The sequence below is a fragment of the Xanthomonas cissicola genome (genome assembly GCF_008801575.1).
Taxonomy (GTDB): domain Bacteria; phylum Pseudomonadota; class Gammaproteobacteria; order Xanthomonadales; family Xanthomonadaceae; genus Xanthomonas; species Xanthomonas cissicola.
Genome location: NZ_VZPL01000007.1, coordinates 95,363 through 108,188, shown reverse-complemented (window position 1 = coordinate 108,188; position 12,826 = coordinate 95,363). Strand labels below are relative to the sequence as shown.

The following is a 12,826-nucleotide window of genomic DNA, read 5'->3' as shown; positions in this document are numbered from 1 at the left end:
GCATGCACATGCAACGCAAATGGAAAGATCGTGGGGTCAACGCGCTGTCGGTCGTGCTGCTGGCAATCGGGCTGGCTGCCTGGATCGCACTGCCGTGGTTGGTGCTGCTGCCGATCGGTGGATTGCTGGCGGTGTGGCTGGTGGTCACACGCAGCGGGCGGCTCTCGCTGGCTGCCGCACGCATCGGCATCGCCACGTTGCCGCAGCGCTGGGGGTCCAGCTCGGTGATCGTGGTCGGCATCGCCGGCGTGGTCGGCGTGCTGGTGGCGATGCTGGCGATGGGCCAAGGCTTCCAGGCCACGCTCAACAGCACCGGCGACGAGACCACCGCGATCGTCCTGCGCGGCGGTTCGCAGGCGGAGACCAACTCGGTGATCACCCGCGACCTGGTGCCGCTGATCGGCAGCCTGCCCGGCATCACCGCCGATGCCAACGGCCGCCCGATGCTGTCGCCGGAACTCTCGCAAGTGGTGAACATCGCCTCCCGCTCCGACGGCACCGACGTCAACGCACAACTGCGTGGCGTGGGCGAACAGGCCTGGGCCGTGCATGACAAGGTCAAGATCGTGCAAGGCCGCCGCTTCAACACCGGCCTGCGCGAAATGGTGGTGGGCAAGGGCGCGTTGAACCAGTTCCGCGGACTGGAGCTGGGCAAGACACTCACGCTTGGCAGCCAGCAATGGACCGTGGTGGGCGTGTTCGCCTCCGGCGATGCGCACGATTCGGAGCTGTGGACCGACGCGCAGACGCTGGCCACCACCTACAACCGGAGCGCCTATCAGTCGATCAGCGTGCGCACCAACGGCAAGGCAGGCTTCAGCGCGTTCAAGACCGCCATGGCCGCCGATCCGCGGCTCAAGCTGGATGTGGAAACCACCCGCGCCTACTACGGCAAGCAGGGCGGCGGCTTGAACAAGTTGATCAACATCCTGGGCACGGTGATCGGGGCGATCATGGCAGTGGGCGCGGTATTCGGCGCGCTCAACACGATGTATGCGGCGGTGGCCACGCGCGCGCGCGAGATCGCCACCATGCGTGCGATCGGCTTCCGTGGCACGCCGGTGATCATGGCGCTGATGCTGGAAACCATGCTGCTGGCACTGCTGGGCGGGCTGCTGGGCGGCGCGATTGCCTGGGCGGTGTTCAACGGCTACACCGTCTCCACGCTGGGCAGCAACTTCAGCCAGGTGGTGTTCCAGTTCAAGGTCTCGCCGGAGCTGCTATGGAGCGGGCTGAAATGGGCGCTGGGCATCGGCCTGGTGGGCGGGCTGTTTCCCGCGCTGCGTGCCGCGCGTCTGCCGATTACCACGGCGTTGCGTGAGGTGTAGGCGGGTGTTGGCCCGCCGCGAATCGGGAATCGGGAATGGTGACAGCCGCGGCAGACCCGCGGCTGCGGCTGCGGCGGCGGCTGAACGTATTGCAGGCTGTCATGGTTTTGTCACCGCAGTGCGGTAGATGCGCGGGCTGGGCAGGCCGTAGCCTGCTCGGCCGTTTGCTCCAACGATCGATCGCCATGACGCGCCTGCTTGTGCTGGTCTGCGCCTGCCTGTGGCTGGCCGGCTGCTCCTCTTCTTCGAGCTCGCTCAGCGAGCGCCTGGTTGCGCCCGGTGGCACCTCGCCGCTGCTGGACGAAGAACGCATCGCCGCCACCATCGCCACGGTGCCCAACCGCAGCGGGCATGTGGTGACGCGCGATGGCGTGCCGATCTTCTGGCGCGCGATCGACCCCGGCCAGTACGCCATGCACTATCGCTACATGGGGCAGCGCACCGACCCGGCGCATGCGCTGGATGTGGATTTCAGTTTCAAGGCACCGACTGCCAAGCCGCCAGCGCCGCGCGGCACGGTGGTGCTGCTGCACGGCTGGATGATGGATGGCGACTCACTGCTGCCCTGGTCGCTGCAGCTTGCGCAGGCCGGCTACCGCGTGGTCACCATCGACCTGCGCAACCATGGCCATTCCGGCGGCGGGCCGTCCGGCTACGGCACGCGCGAGTCCGACGACGTCATCGATGTGCTCGACGCCCTGCAGCCGCGCGGCGAAATCCGCGGCCCGCTGTATCTGTTCGGCATTTCCTACGGTGCCGCCACCGCGCTGTTCACGGCCGACAAACTCGGCCCGCGCGTAACCGGCGTGGTGGCGATGGAGTCCTTCGCCAATGCCGGGCGCGGCATCCGCGACATGGTGCCGCACCTGCTCGCCAGCCAGCCGCACGGGTGGCGTGGGCGGGCGGTGGCGGCGTATGCACGCTGGCGCTATGCCGACCAGAATATCGACGCGGTGATTGCAGCGGCCGACACCCAGCTCAAGCTGGACCTGGACCGTGTCGACGTCGCGCACGCCCTGGCCGACACGCGCAGCTGCGTGCTGCTGTTGCACGGCGATGCCGATCAGCACATTCCAGTGGCGCATGGCCGTGCATTGGCCGTGGCCAGCGCGCGTGCGCATTACCTCGAACTGCCTGGCGAAAACCATTTGAGCCTGCCACTACGGCTGGACTTGCTCGGTGGGCCCGTCGACCAATGGCTGGAACAGGTGCAACAAGACCCCAGCCATTGCCCTGCACCGCAGGCGCTGCCCGCGTCCACGCTGGCAGTGGCCAGCCCGTTGGCGCCGCCGCGCAGTTGAGCGCGGCAATCGCGCACGCTGACGCGAAGCAATCGCCCCGATGAATGCCACACGCACTGCGTGCGGTGTCGCGCTGACTCAGCGCCTCACCACCGGCTGCCGCGAACGCACCACGCTGTCGCCGACAAACACCAGCAAACCCACCCAGATCGCGGCGAAGCCGATCGCGCGTCCCTGATCGAACGGCTCGTGGAAGAACCACACGCCCAGCAGCAACTGCAGGCTCGGCGCGATGTATTGCAGGATGCCCACCAACGACAGCGGAATGCGCCGCACACCGTAGGCGAAACCGATCAACGGCAACGCCGTCACCACGCCGCCGAAGATCAGCATCGCATCGGTCCGCAGGCTCCAGCCGCTCAGGAACGCGCCGCCGTTGCCCTGCTCGCCCCACGCCGCCAGCAGCAACGCCGGCACGAACAGGTACACGCTTTCCACGCCCAGCCCGGCCACCGGATCCACTGCCACCAATTTGCGCAGCAGCCCGTAAATACCGAAGGACACCGCCAGTCCCAAGGCAATCCACGGCGGCGCGCCGGCATCGATGGTCAGCCACAGCACGCCCGCTGCGGCGCAGGCCACCGCTACCCACTGGACGCGGCGCAGGCGCTCTTTCAACACCAGCACGCCCAGCAAGACGCTCAGCAGCGGGTTGATGAAGTACCCCAGGCTGGCCTCGATCACATGCCCGGCGTTGATCGCCCAGATGTACAGGCCCCAATTGAACGCGATCGCCACGCTGCTGCCGGCCAGCATGCGCAGCGCGCGGGGCTGCGCAGCGATGCTGCGCCACCAGCGCAGGCCCGAGCTCGCCAGCAGCCAGGCCACCACCAGCACCGTGCTCCACACGATGCGGTGGGCGATGATCTGCAGCGACGGCACCGCCTTGAGCAGATGCCAGTACACCGGCACCAGCCCCCACAGCACGAAGGTGGAGGCGGTGATCAACAATCCGCGGCGCGCTTCCTGCGACGACACCGCGCTCATCGCCGCGCCTTGGCGAAGGTGACCACCAGCACGCCGGCCAGGATCACCGCCATCGCACCGATGTCCTGCGCGCTGAAGCGCTCGTGGCCGAGCCAGGCGCCCAGGCTGACCGCAATCACCGGGTTGACGTAGGCGTAGCTACCGGCAAGCGCAGGGCGCACGTGATGCAGCAGCCACACGTAGGCGGTAAACGCCACGATCGAGCCGAACACGCACAGGTACGCCACCGCCAGCAGTCCTTGCGGACTCGGCCACACCTGCGGGCGCTCGCCGATCAGCAGGCCGGTACTGACCAGCAACACGCCGCCGCACAGCATCTGTCCGGCGGCGGTCATGAACGGCGAAGGCAGATCGCGCCCGCGTGACCACACCGACCCGAATGCCCAGCCGATCGGTGCGATCAGCAACAACACCAGGCCGCCCGGCGTCGCGGTCAGGCTGCTGCCGGCGTTGAGCCACACCACGCCCAGAAAGCCGATCACGATGCCCAGCCATTCGCCGCCGCTGGCATGCTGCCCGCGCAAGGCGCCAAACAAGGCCATCCACAACGGCACCGAGGCCACCGCGGTCGCGGCCAGCCCGGACGACACGCTGCGCTCGGCCAGCACCACCATGCCGTTGCCGAGCAGCAGCAACGCCGCCCCCATCAGCGCCACGTTCTTCCACTGCGCACGCGTTGGCGCCGCCACGCCGCGCCAGCGCAGCACGCTGTAGAGCACGCTACCAGCAACGATGAAACGCGCGCCGGACACCATCGTCAGCGGCTGCGCGCCACCTTCCAGCGCGAATCGGATCGCCAGATAGGTCGAGCCCCACACCACGTAGACCAGCAACAAGGCGAGAACGACTAACCCGCTGCGCGCAGGCGCGGCAGCATCGTGAGAGGAAGACATCGGAACAGTGCCAGTGCAGCGGAACCTTCAATTCTAGAGCACATGCCAAAGCCCACGCCGCACCTCGGTCGCGCTATGGTGCACTTCCCACCGCATCCGAGCGTGCATATGCAGTGCCCTCTTCGCTGGCTGGCCCTGGCCGCCTTGTTTGCAACGTCCGCCACGGCATTGGCGCGCGCACCCGAGCCGTGGGAACTCAGCGGCCGCAAGCTGATCGAAGCCGGACTGGACGGATCGCTTGCGCCAGAAATCACCGCGCCAGAGCAACGCGAGTTCAAGGTGCTTGTCTCGGCCAGCCGCGCCGGTGCGTATCTGCTCGGCGTCGCCAGCGCCAGCTATCGCACCGGCTGGTGCATGCCTGCAGGCAACACCGGCTCGCCCGATCTGCAGGCGGTCATCGCCGATATCGGCGCGCTGCCCGATACACGCCAGGACCAAGCCGCACCTGACTTGATCGTCCAGGCGCTGGCAAGGCGCTATCCGTGCAGCGGCGGCGACAAGAGCACGCGTGCCGGCGGCGGCAATTCAGCCAATGCCGCCAAGCTGTAGGGCACGCCTATACGCAGTCGTTCAATGCCATGGCGTTGACCACAACGCCAGCATTTGTACCGCGCGACGACAAACGTCCCGAGCAGCTGCCTGATGAGCGTGGACGGCGCGCACGCACAAGCAAGTGCATGCCACCGAGCAACGGTTGCGTTCGCTTGGCGTAGCGCGCAGTCATTCGATACGCATGGACAGCGTGCAGGATCCCAAGTGTACGAGCGCACACGCCGCATGGAGTCCAGCTGCGCTCTTCTGGCGATCAGCGCAGTCGTCTTGGACGCTGCTCTCAGCCCGTGATCGAGCGCGCGGTCCCCTCTCGCTCCTGCGCGCTTACTTGCGCACCGCATCGCTCTTGGCACGGATCGCCTTGAATTCAGAGCCATCCTGCCAGCTCGGCCACTGCCGGCCATTGGCCAGCGCCACGCCCACGTCGTAGACCAGCGTGGTGTCGGCGGCATGGCCGCTGGCATCCCATTGCGGGGTCCAGCGATCGCACGGCTGGTGATAGCAATCGGCGAAATACGTCTCGCGCAGTGCCTTGCCTGCCGCGACGCCGCCGTCGAGCATGTCCAGGCCGGGGCCGGCGGTGATCGCCGGCACACCCATGCGCGCGAACGCAAAATGATCGGCGCGGTAGAAGAAGCCTGCTTCCAGATTCGGGTCCGGCGAATAGCTGCGACCACGCGCCTTGGCGGCGGTTTCCAGGTCGCCTTCCAGCGACACCCGCCCACGTCCCCACGAGGCGATGTCGCGGGTCGGACCATCGGGGCTGAACATTTCCATGTTGAGCACGGCCACGGTCTTGTCCAACGGCGCCAGCGGGTGCGCGGCGTAGTAGTTGGCGCCGAGCAGGCCCTTTTCTTCGGCAGTCAAGGCAATGAAATACAACGTGCGCTGCGGCTTGGGGCCGGCTGCGAAAACGCGCGCCAGTTCCAGCACGCTGGCCACGCCGGTGGCGTTGTCCACGGCGCCGCGTCGAATCGCATCGCCACTGGCATCGGCCTTGCCGATCCCGAACGCATCCCAGTGCGCGGAGAAGATCACCGTCTCATCCGGATGCTGACTGCCGGTGAGTTTGGCCACCACGTTATGCGTCACCACACGCTCGCGCTTGAGCTTGAAATCCACCGACAACGTCGCATCGCCCAGGGCCACAGGCGCGAAGTCGCGCTGCTGCGCACGTGCCTTGGCCTGTTCGAAATCCAGGCCGGCCTGCTTGAACAACGACACCGCCAGCGCACGCTGCATCCAGCCACGCACCGGCACGTGCTGCGCGCGGGCATCGGCATCGCTGCGCTCGATGTCGAACAACGGCGACATGCCCGAGCTCTGCACCGTGCCCCAGCCATACGCCGCCGGCGCTGTCTCGTGCACGATCAACACCCCGGCCGCACCGCGCCGCGCCGCCTCTTCGTACTTGTAGGTCCATCGGCCGTAATAGGTCACGGCCTTGCCGTCGAATGCGCCCGGCTGCGGCGATTCGAAATCGGCATCGTTGATCAGCACCACCGCAATCTTGCCGCGCAGGTCCACGCCCTTGTAGTCGTCCCATTGGCGCTCTGGCGCACTGATGCCGTAACCGATGAAGACCAGTGGCGCGTTCTTCAACGCGACCGCCTGCTGCGGACGCAGGCTTTGCAGGGTCACATCGCTGCCATTGACCAGCGCCTGGGTCTTGCCGCCGACGCGCAGGCTTGCGCGCACCGGGCCATCCACCTGCGCGCGCACCAGCGGCACGGCCTGGGTCCAGCCGCCCTGCTCGCCACCTGGCTCCAGGTCGGCCGCCTTGAACTGCTCGACCAGGTAATCGACCGTGCGCTGCTCACCGGCGCTGGCCGGCGCGCGCCCTTCGAATTCGTCCGACGCCAGCAAGCGCACGTGACGCGACAATGCCTCGGCATCGATGCCGCCGCCCGGCAGATCGTTGGCGGCCTGCGCCACACCTCCCACAAACAGGCAGGCAGACAACAGCAGGATACGCATCGGATTCACGGTGAGGCCTTGCAACGGTAGATGACACATAGTTTACAAGCGTGCAGCCAACGCCGGAGCGCCACGATGCGAAATTGCGTTCGATCGGATGGACTGCACGCGTGGCGACGCGTGGACGATCTTCGGTTGAGCGGTAATGCACCCCATCCACGCACCATCGCAGGACACGCCGTAAAGACGGCATGCCGCAGAAGGTCCCTCGTTCGGCGGCCAAGGTTGTACTAACCCGTACGCGCCGCACGATCCAGCCAACAGCCCAGCCCTTGCGCGTTGAGCTCGATATCTGTTGTCAGCAGTCGCTCCACGGCGGCATCGTCCAACCGACATCCATGTTGGCGTGCGCGCTCCAGATACAACGCGGTCAATGCCGCCACCATGCAGCGATGCCGGTCCGGACGCTGCGCGCAGCCCAGCGCAATGTCGGTCATCGCATGAATCTGCTCGTCCAGCGCCTGCGCCAACGGTTCTGGCGAGGTGACACGGCCGTAATGGGTCAGATACATCGCCTGCGGTGCGGCTTCCATCAGGCGCGCGATCGACTGCAGCATGGCCTCGGGTTCGAACTGCACCGGCGAAGACGTCGGCAGAATGAACGCGCCGCGCGCGCTGTCCAATTGGCGATACGACAGGCCGAAGGTGTCGCCGGTGAACCAGCTGCGGCTGCGCGCATCCCACACGCATAGATGATGGCGTGCATGTCCAGGCGTCTCGATGATGCGCAGCACGCGCTCGCCCAGCATCACGGTATGACCCTCGTCCGCCGCGACCACACGCTCGGCCGGCACCGGCTCGATGATGCCGTAGTTGCGCGCCATGTCCGCCTCGCCATACACCGCGGTGGCACCGGCAATCAGCCGCGTGGGGTCGACCAGATGCGGCGCACCGCGCGGATGCACCAGCACCTGCGCATGGGGCAAATGCCGCAATAACGCTCCTGCCCCGCCGGCATGATCCAGATGCACATGGGTCAGGATCAACCACTCCACCTGCGCTGGCGACAACCCGGCCGCCTGCACGGCGGCCAGCATCTGCGGTACCGACAGCGAGGTACCGCAATCGATCAGGGCAGCCCGCTGCGCTTGGACGACCAGATACGCCACATCGAATTGCACGCCACCAAAGCCGGTATCGATGGTGTGGATGTTGAACTCGGCTGTCGCTGTCATTCGCACCCCGCGGCGGCTGTAAGAACTGCAGTGTAGGCCCAGGCCTGGCGTCGCTGTCGTGCATGTCGCCACAGGCACGAGCTTACGCACCGCGATCGTCCACCTCTACGCCTGCTGCGCAGCGCAGGTCACGCCTCGCGCAAGGCGTCCATCGCAGCAAGAACCACGTCGGCATCCACTTGCGCATGCACGCCCGGCAGCTGCAAATCGCTGGCCTGCGCGGCCTGTTTCAGCCGCGCGATCACCTGTCCGGCATCGCGTGGCGACGCGAAGCCATCGCTCTGCAGCAGCAATGCACCCGCGCCATCGTTCAACTTGAAGTAGAACTGGCCATCGCTTTCACGATATTGCTTGAACACCGGCAGTGCGATCTTTTCGCTGGCCTGCACCGCCGCGGTGGCGGCCTGGCTGGACAGATCGCGCAGGCCCACCGCGTCGCGCAACTCGGCCAGCAGCGGGGTGGCGTAGCGCGCGCGCAGACGTGCACCACCGGCGCGCAGAATCGCTTCGATCCTGGCTGGCTCTGCAATCAAGCCCTCGTAGCGCGTACGCAGCGGCGCGATCTCTTGATCGATCCGCTCGAACACCTGCTGCTTGGCATCGCCCCAACCGATGCCGTCGGCAAACGCCTGCGCAAAGGCGGCAGATTCCTGCGGCGTGGCAAATGCTTGATACAGCTGAAACAACGCCGACCCCTGCGTGTCCTTCGCTTGGCCCGGGGCGCGCGAATCGGTGAGGATGGAAAACACCAGCTTGCGCAATTCCTCGCGCGGTGCGAACAGTGGAATGGTATTGCCATAGCTCTTGCTCATCTTGCGGCCATCCAGGCCCGGCAAGGTGGACACCTGCTCGTCGATCACCGCTTCGGGCAGGGTGAAAAAGTCGCGCCCATAGACATGATTGAAACGCTGCGCGAAATCGCGTGCCATTTCGATGTGCTGGATCTGGTCGCGCCCCACCGGCACCTGGTGCGCGTTGAAGATCAAGATATCGGCCGCCATCAACACCGGATACATGAACAAGCCTGCGGTAACGCCGGCATCCTCGTCCTCGCCATCGGCGCGGTTCCTGTCCACCGCCGCCTTGTAGGCATGCGCGCGATTGAGGATGCCCTTGCTGGCCACGCAGGTCAGCAACCACATCAACTCGGTGGTCTCGGGCACATCGGACTGCCGGTAGAACCACACCTTGTCCGGGTCCAGGCCGCAGGCCAGCCAGGTGGCGGCGATTTCCAGTGTCGAACGCTGCGTGCGTGCCGGGTCCTGCGCCTTGATCAGGCTATGCAGATCGGCCAGGAAATAGAAGCTCTCCGCATCGGCGCCTGCACTGGCCTGGATGGCCGGGCGGATTGCACCCACGTAATTGCCCAGATGCGGGGTGCCGGAGGTGGTGATGCCGGTAAGGACACGGGTGGTCATCGACGTCATGCCAGGATGGGGTAGCCCCCAAGTTTAGCGGTTCCGCACTTTTGCCACCGCTGCAGAGGCCGGGGAGTTGGTTCGACGCTCCAACGCAGAACGGGCCGCACCAGGCGGCCCGTCGTCTGCGAGCTGCTCGCCTCAACCGGCGGCAGACTGGTGCACCATCAGGTGTCGTCGCGCAGCGACTTTTCGAATGCGCGCACTTCCGTCTGGGCGCGGTCGCGATCCCAGCCGTAGCGTTCCTGGAGCTTGCCCTGCAGATATTCGGCATTGCCTTCGGCAACCTTGAAATCGTCGTCGGTAAGATCGCCCCACTTCGCCTGGGCCTTGCCCTTCAACTGGGTCCACTTGCCGGAAATGATGTCACTGTTCATGCGCTGACTCCGCTGGTGCGGTCGCGATTGACCGTGGCGCCAGCGTGCCCACGCGGGCGTTGGCACTGGATCAAAAGGTGTCAAACCGCCGATCACCGCACTGAACCGTTGCCCACCCCCATCGAGGGTCTTACTCGCACGCCGTGCATGTGTCGCGCCGCGCCTTCCACGTAAGCGCGCACAAAAAACGGGCCTTGCGGCCCGTCTTTTTGCATGCAGCGTCGGATTACTTACGCGCTGCGTCTTCCACCTTCTCGCCAGCGCCCTGCACGTCCTTGCCGGCACCTGCGACGGTGTTGCAACCCGCCAGCATTCCCACCGACAACATCAACAGCACCAGCAGCACAATTGCACGCTTCATAACACACTCCTCATGGGTAAAGCGGCGCGTTGCCGCAGATCGATCAATTCAACAAGACCACGCGATGTGACGGATCAGCACTTACCGTCGCTGCATTTTTCGGCCGTTTTCTCGACCTTGTTGCCCGCACCCTGCATGTCCTTGCCGGCGCCGGCCACGGTGTTGCAGCCCGTCATCACGCCGGCCGAAAACAGGCCCAGCACCATCAGTGTCAGCAGTCGCTTCATCGCTCGTCCTCGTTCAATACGGTGCCAGCGCACCTGGCTTGGCGCCAAATCTGACTGCGCGGCCGTTGATTTGATGTGAACGCGTCGCGGTGCGCTCGGTACGGCATCAATCCCGCATCAGCGTCGACTTGCCGAACAGGCTTTCGACCAGATCCACCGCCAGTTCGGCGGTCGCGTTGCGGTTGTCCAGCACCGGGTTGAGTTCGACGATATCCAACGACCCCATGCGCCCGGTGTCGGCAATCATCTCCATCACCAGTTGCGCCTCGCGGTAGTTGGGGCCACCGGGCACCGTGGTGCCCACGCCCGGCGCGATGCTGGGGTCGAGGAAATCCACATCGAAACTCACGTGCAGGTGCGTATCGGCGCTCATGTCCTGCAATGCAGCTTCCATGGTGCGCTTCATCCCGGCTTCGTCGATGTAGCGCATGTCGTACACATCGATGCGGTGCTGCTTGATCAGCCGCTTCTCCTCCGGGTCCACCGAGCGGATGCCGATCTGCCGCACCTGCTCGGTCAACAACGCCGGCGCACTGCCGCCCAGATGCGTCAGCGCCTCGGGGCCCAGCCCGCACAGGCAGGCCACCGGCATGCCGTGCACGTTGCCCGAAGGGGTCACCTCACTGGTGTTGAAATCCGAATGCGCATCCAGCCACAGCACCCGCAATGGCCTGCCCTGCTCGCGGCAGTACTTGGCCACCGCCGTGATCGAGCCGATGCCCAGGCAATGGTCGCCACCGAGCATGATCGGCATGCGCCCGGCACGCAGTTCGGCGTAGCTAGCGTCCATCAGCGCCTGGTTCCACGCCACCACTTCGTCCAGATGCCGGTAGCCGGCCTGCGGCGCCTGCCAGGGATTGCGCGGACCATCCAGATTGCCCAGATCGCGCACCTCCACGCCGCGGCCGACCAGCGCCTCCTGCAGGCCGGCGATGCGTAGCGCCTCCGGCCCCATGCGCGCACCGCGGTGGCCCGCGCCGATGTCGGTGGGGACGCCAATCAGGGAAACCGGCACGTACTGCGTTGCCATGCGTTGCTCCAGTCACGATAAGGCCGTGCAGTCTAGTTGCCCGCCCGCACAGTGACGCGCGGCAGCGCAGCACACATGTCGCCCGTACTGAACAGTGCGAGCAAACGCGAGGTTTAGATCTGCCTCCTCGCGCCGCTATCGTGACGTGCCAGGGCACTTTGTGGCGCACCGGACTTTGCCGATTCTGCCTGTCTGACCGCCCAGTTAAGCATCACGGGCGAGCGTGACAGCCTGCTCGGATCCGGGTGGTATGGTGCGCCGCCCGGCGCGGCACACCACGCACGTACGCGCTCGGGCCATCACGCAACAGGGGGAGTTTCATGCCGCACAACGCCGTCAACCAGGTCGTCAAGGCTGCCGTAGGCGAAGTCCCGCGGGCATTGCATTTCTACGATCTGCAGCGCATCGGTCACGAATTTGCGCAGACCATCGAACGTGAGCCGGGCATCCGTCTGTTGATGCTCTCCACTGCCGACGGGCGTGCGATTACCGAGCGTTCCAGCCTGGATGTGGACAGTCGCCGGCTCGCCGCGATGGCCAATTCGTTCCTGACCCTGGGCGAGACCCTGGCGCGCGAATCCAGCCTGAAAGAGGCCGATTACGCCACCATCAGCACGCGCGTCGGGCAGCTGGTGCTGATCCGCATCCGCGCCGACAAGCCGCTGACGCTCACCGCAGTGGGCAGTAGCGACATCAATGCCGCTGCGCTGTTGTTCAATGCCCGCGATTGCGCCGGCCGCCTCGCCACCGTGTTGACGCCGACGCAAGGCTGAGCACTTGGCACTGTTCGTGCATGCCGCAAGGCACCCATTCCTCATCGTTTGTAAGGACCACACGTGTCAAAACTCAATCTGGAACACCTGCATTCGCTGGCTGGCTTCGTCGGCGCGGCGCTGGTCGATAGCGACAGCGGCATGGCGCTGGGCATGACCGGCGGTGCCGAGCTCAACCTGGAATTGGCGGCGGCCGGCAATACCGAAGTGGTGCGCGCCAAGCGCCGTATCGCCGAACAGCTCGGCCTGAACGACACCATCGAAGACATCCTGATCACGCTTGCACGCCAGTACCATTTGCTGCGCCCACTTGAAAGCAACAGCACGCTGTTCCTGTATGTGGTGCTGGACCGCGCCAAGGCCAACCTGGCCATGGCCCGCCACGAGCTCAAGGCGTTCGAAAAGACCCTCGATTTCGGTTGATGCC

At 65.8% G+C, this 12,826-nt stretch carries 14 protein-coding genes; 5 read left to right on the top strand and 9 right to left on the bottom strand.

The window, feature by feature from the left end; genetic code table 11:
- Nucleotides 1–2: 2 nt before the first annotated feature.
- Together F7R02_RS05025 and F7R02_RS05020 are read left to right on the top strand one after the other, a co-directional pair.
- Entirely contained in the window at nt 3–1,328 is a 1,326-nt protein-coding gene (locus tag F7R02_RS05025; protein WP_167520970.1) for an ABC transporter permease, read from the top strand.
- Nucleotides 1,329–1,513: 185 nt separating this feature from the next.
- Complete coding sequence (locus tag F7R02_RS05020) at nt 1,514–2,629, top strand: alpha/beta hydrolase family protein (protein ID WP_078590427.1); 1,116 nt, start codon at nt 1,514–1,516, stop codon at nt 2,627–2,629.
- A gap of 78 nt (nt 2,630–2,707) precedes the next feature.
- Here the strand turns inward: F7R02_RS05020 and rarD are convergent, their stop codons facing one another.
- Complete coding sequence (rarD, locus tag F7R02_RS05015) at nt 2,708–3,616, bottom strand: EamA family transporter RarD (protein WP_078590426.1); 909 nt, start codon at nt 3,614–3,616, stop codon at nt 2,708–2,710.
- Nucleotides 3,613–4,509: a drug/metabolite exporter YedA gene (gene yedA, locus F7R02_RS05010; RefSeq protein ID WP_003486588.1), complete on the bottom strand. Its 897-nt coding sequence runs from the start codon at nt 4,507–4,509 to the stop codon at nt 3,613–3,615. The genes rarD and yedA overlap by 4 nt, the downstream gene beginning before the upstream one ends.
- Nucleotides 4,510–4,584: 75 nt before the next feature.
- On the opposite strand from yedA, the gene F7R02_RS05005 reads away from it, so the two are divergent.
- Entirely contained in the window at nt 4,585–5,058 is a 474-nt protein-coding gene (locus F7R02_RS05005) for a Rap1a/Tai family immunity protein (RefSeq protein WP_033484856.1), read from the top strand.
- Between the two features lie 327 nt (nt 5,059–5,385).
- Here F7R02_RS05005 and F7R02_RS04995 read toward each other — a convergent pair whose 3' ends face one another.
- From F7R02_RS04995 to rocF, 7 genes are all read right to left on the bottom strand, one after another.
- A complete protein-coding gene (locus F7R02_RS04995) occupies nt 5,386–7,038 on the bottom strand; it encodes a M28 family metallopeptidase (protein WP_425478547.1) in 1,653 nt (550 codons plus the stop codon).
- Nucleotides 7,039–7,268: 230 nt separating this feature from the next.
- Complete coding sequence (locus F7R02_RS04990) at nt 7,269–8,213, bottom strand: MBL fold metallo-hydrolase (RefSeq protein WP_078590424.1); 945 nt, start codon at nt 8,211–8,213, stop codon at nt 7,269–7,271.
- Between the two features lie 128 nt (nt 8,214–8,341).
- Entirely contained in the window at nt 8,342–9,631 is a 1,290-nt protein-coding gene (locus F7R02_RS04985) for a tryptophan--tRNA ligase (RefSeq protein ID WP_078590435.1), read from the bottom strand.
- A gap of 167 nt (nt 9,632–9,798) precedes the next feature.
- The gene (locus tag F7R02_RS04980; RefSeq protein WP_003486601.1) at nt 9,799–10,008 is read right to left on the bottom strand and encodes a CsbD family protein; all 210 of its coding nucleotides are present in this window, start codon (nt 10,006–10,008) and stop codon (nt 9,799–9,801) included.
- A gap of 226 nt (nt 10,009–10,234) precedes the next feature.
- Nucleotides 10,235–10,369, bottom strand: coding sequence for an entericidin A/B family lipoprotein (locus F7R02_RS04975; protein ID WP_078590423.1), 135 nt, complete (start codon nt 10,367–10,369; stop codon nt 10,235–10,237).
- A 74-nt stretch (nt 10,370–10,443) separates the two neighbouring features.
- Entirely contained in the window at nt 10,444–10,596 is a 153-nt protein-coding gene (locus F7R02_RS04970; protein ID WP_003486606.1) for an entericidin A/B family lipoprotein, read from the bottom strand.
- Nucleotides 10,597–10,702: 106 nt separating this feature from the next.
- Nucleotides 10,703–11,626 carry an arginase gene (gene rocF / locus F7R02_RS04965; RefSeq protein WP_078590422.1) on the bottom strand — a complete coding sequence of 308 codons (924 nt, stop codon included), beginning with the start codon at nt 11,624–11,626 and terminating at the stop codon, nt 10,703–10,705.
- A 320-nt stretch (nt 11,627–11,946) separates the two neighbouring features.
- On the opposite strand from rocF, the gene F7R02_RS04960 reads away from it, so the two are divergent.
- On the top strand, nt 11,947–12,399 hold the full coding sequence (locus F7R02_RS04960; protein WP_005927742.1) for a roadblock/LC7 domain-containing protein: 453 nt from the start codon (nt 11,947–11,949) through the stop codon (nt 12,397–12,399).
- 63 nt (nt 12,400–12,462) lie between these two features.
- Nucleotides 12,463–12,822: a roadblock/LC7 domain-containing protein gene (locus F7R02_RS04955; RefSeq protein WP_003486613.1), complete on the top strand. Its 360-nt coding sequence runs from the start codon at nt 12,463–12,465 to the stop codon at nt 12,820–12,822.
- Nucleotides 12,823–12,826: the final 4 nt, after the last annotated feature.

Bases quoted from the DNA above. Each gene is read 5' to 3' on its own strand.
- yedA (WP_003486588.1), bottom strand. From the start codon at position 4,509: ATGTCTTCCTCTCACGATGCTGCCGCGCCTGCGCGCAGCGGGTTAGTC.
- F7R02_RS04980 (WP_003486601.1), bottom strand. From the start codon at position 10,008: ATGAACAGTGACATCATTTCCGGCAAGTGGACCCAGTTGAAGGGCAAG.
- F7R02_RS05005 (WP_033484856.1), top strand. From the start codon at position 4,585: ATGGTGCACTTCCCACCGCATCCGAGCGTGCATATGCAGTGCCCTCTT.
- F7R02_RS04990 (WP_078590424.1), bottom strand. From the start codon at position 8,213: ATGACAGCGACAGCCGAGTTCAACATCCACACCATCGATACCGGCTTT.
- F7R02_RS04995 (WP_425478547.1), bottom strand. From the start codon at position 7,038: ATGCGTATCCTGCTGTTGTCTGCCTGCCTGTTTGTGGGAGGTGTGGCG.
- rarD (WP_078590426.1), bottom strand. From the start codon at position 3,616: ATGAGCGCGGTGTCGTCGCAGGAAGCGCGCCGCGGATTGTTGATCACC.
- F7R02_RS04975 (WP_078590423.1), bottom strand. From the start codon at position 10,369: ATGAAGCGTGCAATTGTGCTGCTGGTGCTGTTGATGTTGTCGGTGGGA.
- rocF (WP_078590422.1), bottom strand. From the start codon at position 11,626: ATGGCAACGCAGTACGTGCCGGTTTCCCTGATTGGCGTCCCCACCGAC.
- F7R02_RS05025 (WP_167520970.1), top strand. From the start codon at position 3: ATGCACATGCAACGCAAATGGAAAGATCGTGGGGTCAACGCGCTGTCG.
- F7R02_RS05020 (WP_078590427.1), top strand. From the start codon at position 1,514: ATGACGCGCCTGCTTGTGCTGGTCTGCGCCTGCCTGTGGCTGGCCGGC.
- F7R02_RS04970 (WP_003486606.1), bottom strand. From the start codon at position 10,596: ATGAAGCGACTGCTGACACTGATGGTGCTGGGCCTGTTTTCGGCCGGC.
- F7R02_RS04960 (WP_005927742.1), top strand. From the start codon at position 11,947: ATGCCGCACAACGCCGTCAACCAGGTCGTCAAGGCTGCCGTAGGCGAA.
- F7R02_RS04985 (WP_078590435.1), bottom strand. From the start codon at position 9,631: ATGACCACCCGTGTCCTTACCGGCATCACCACCTCCGGCACCCCGCAT.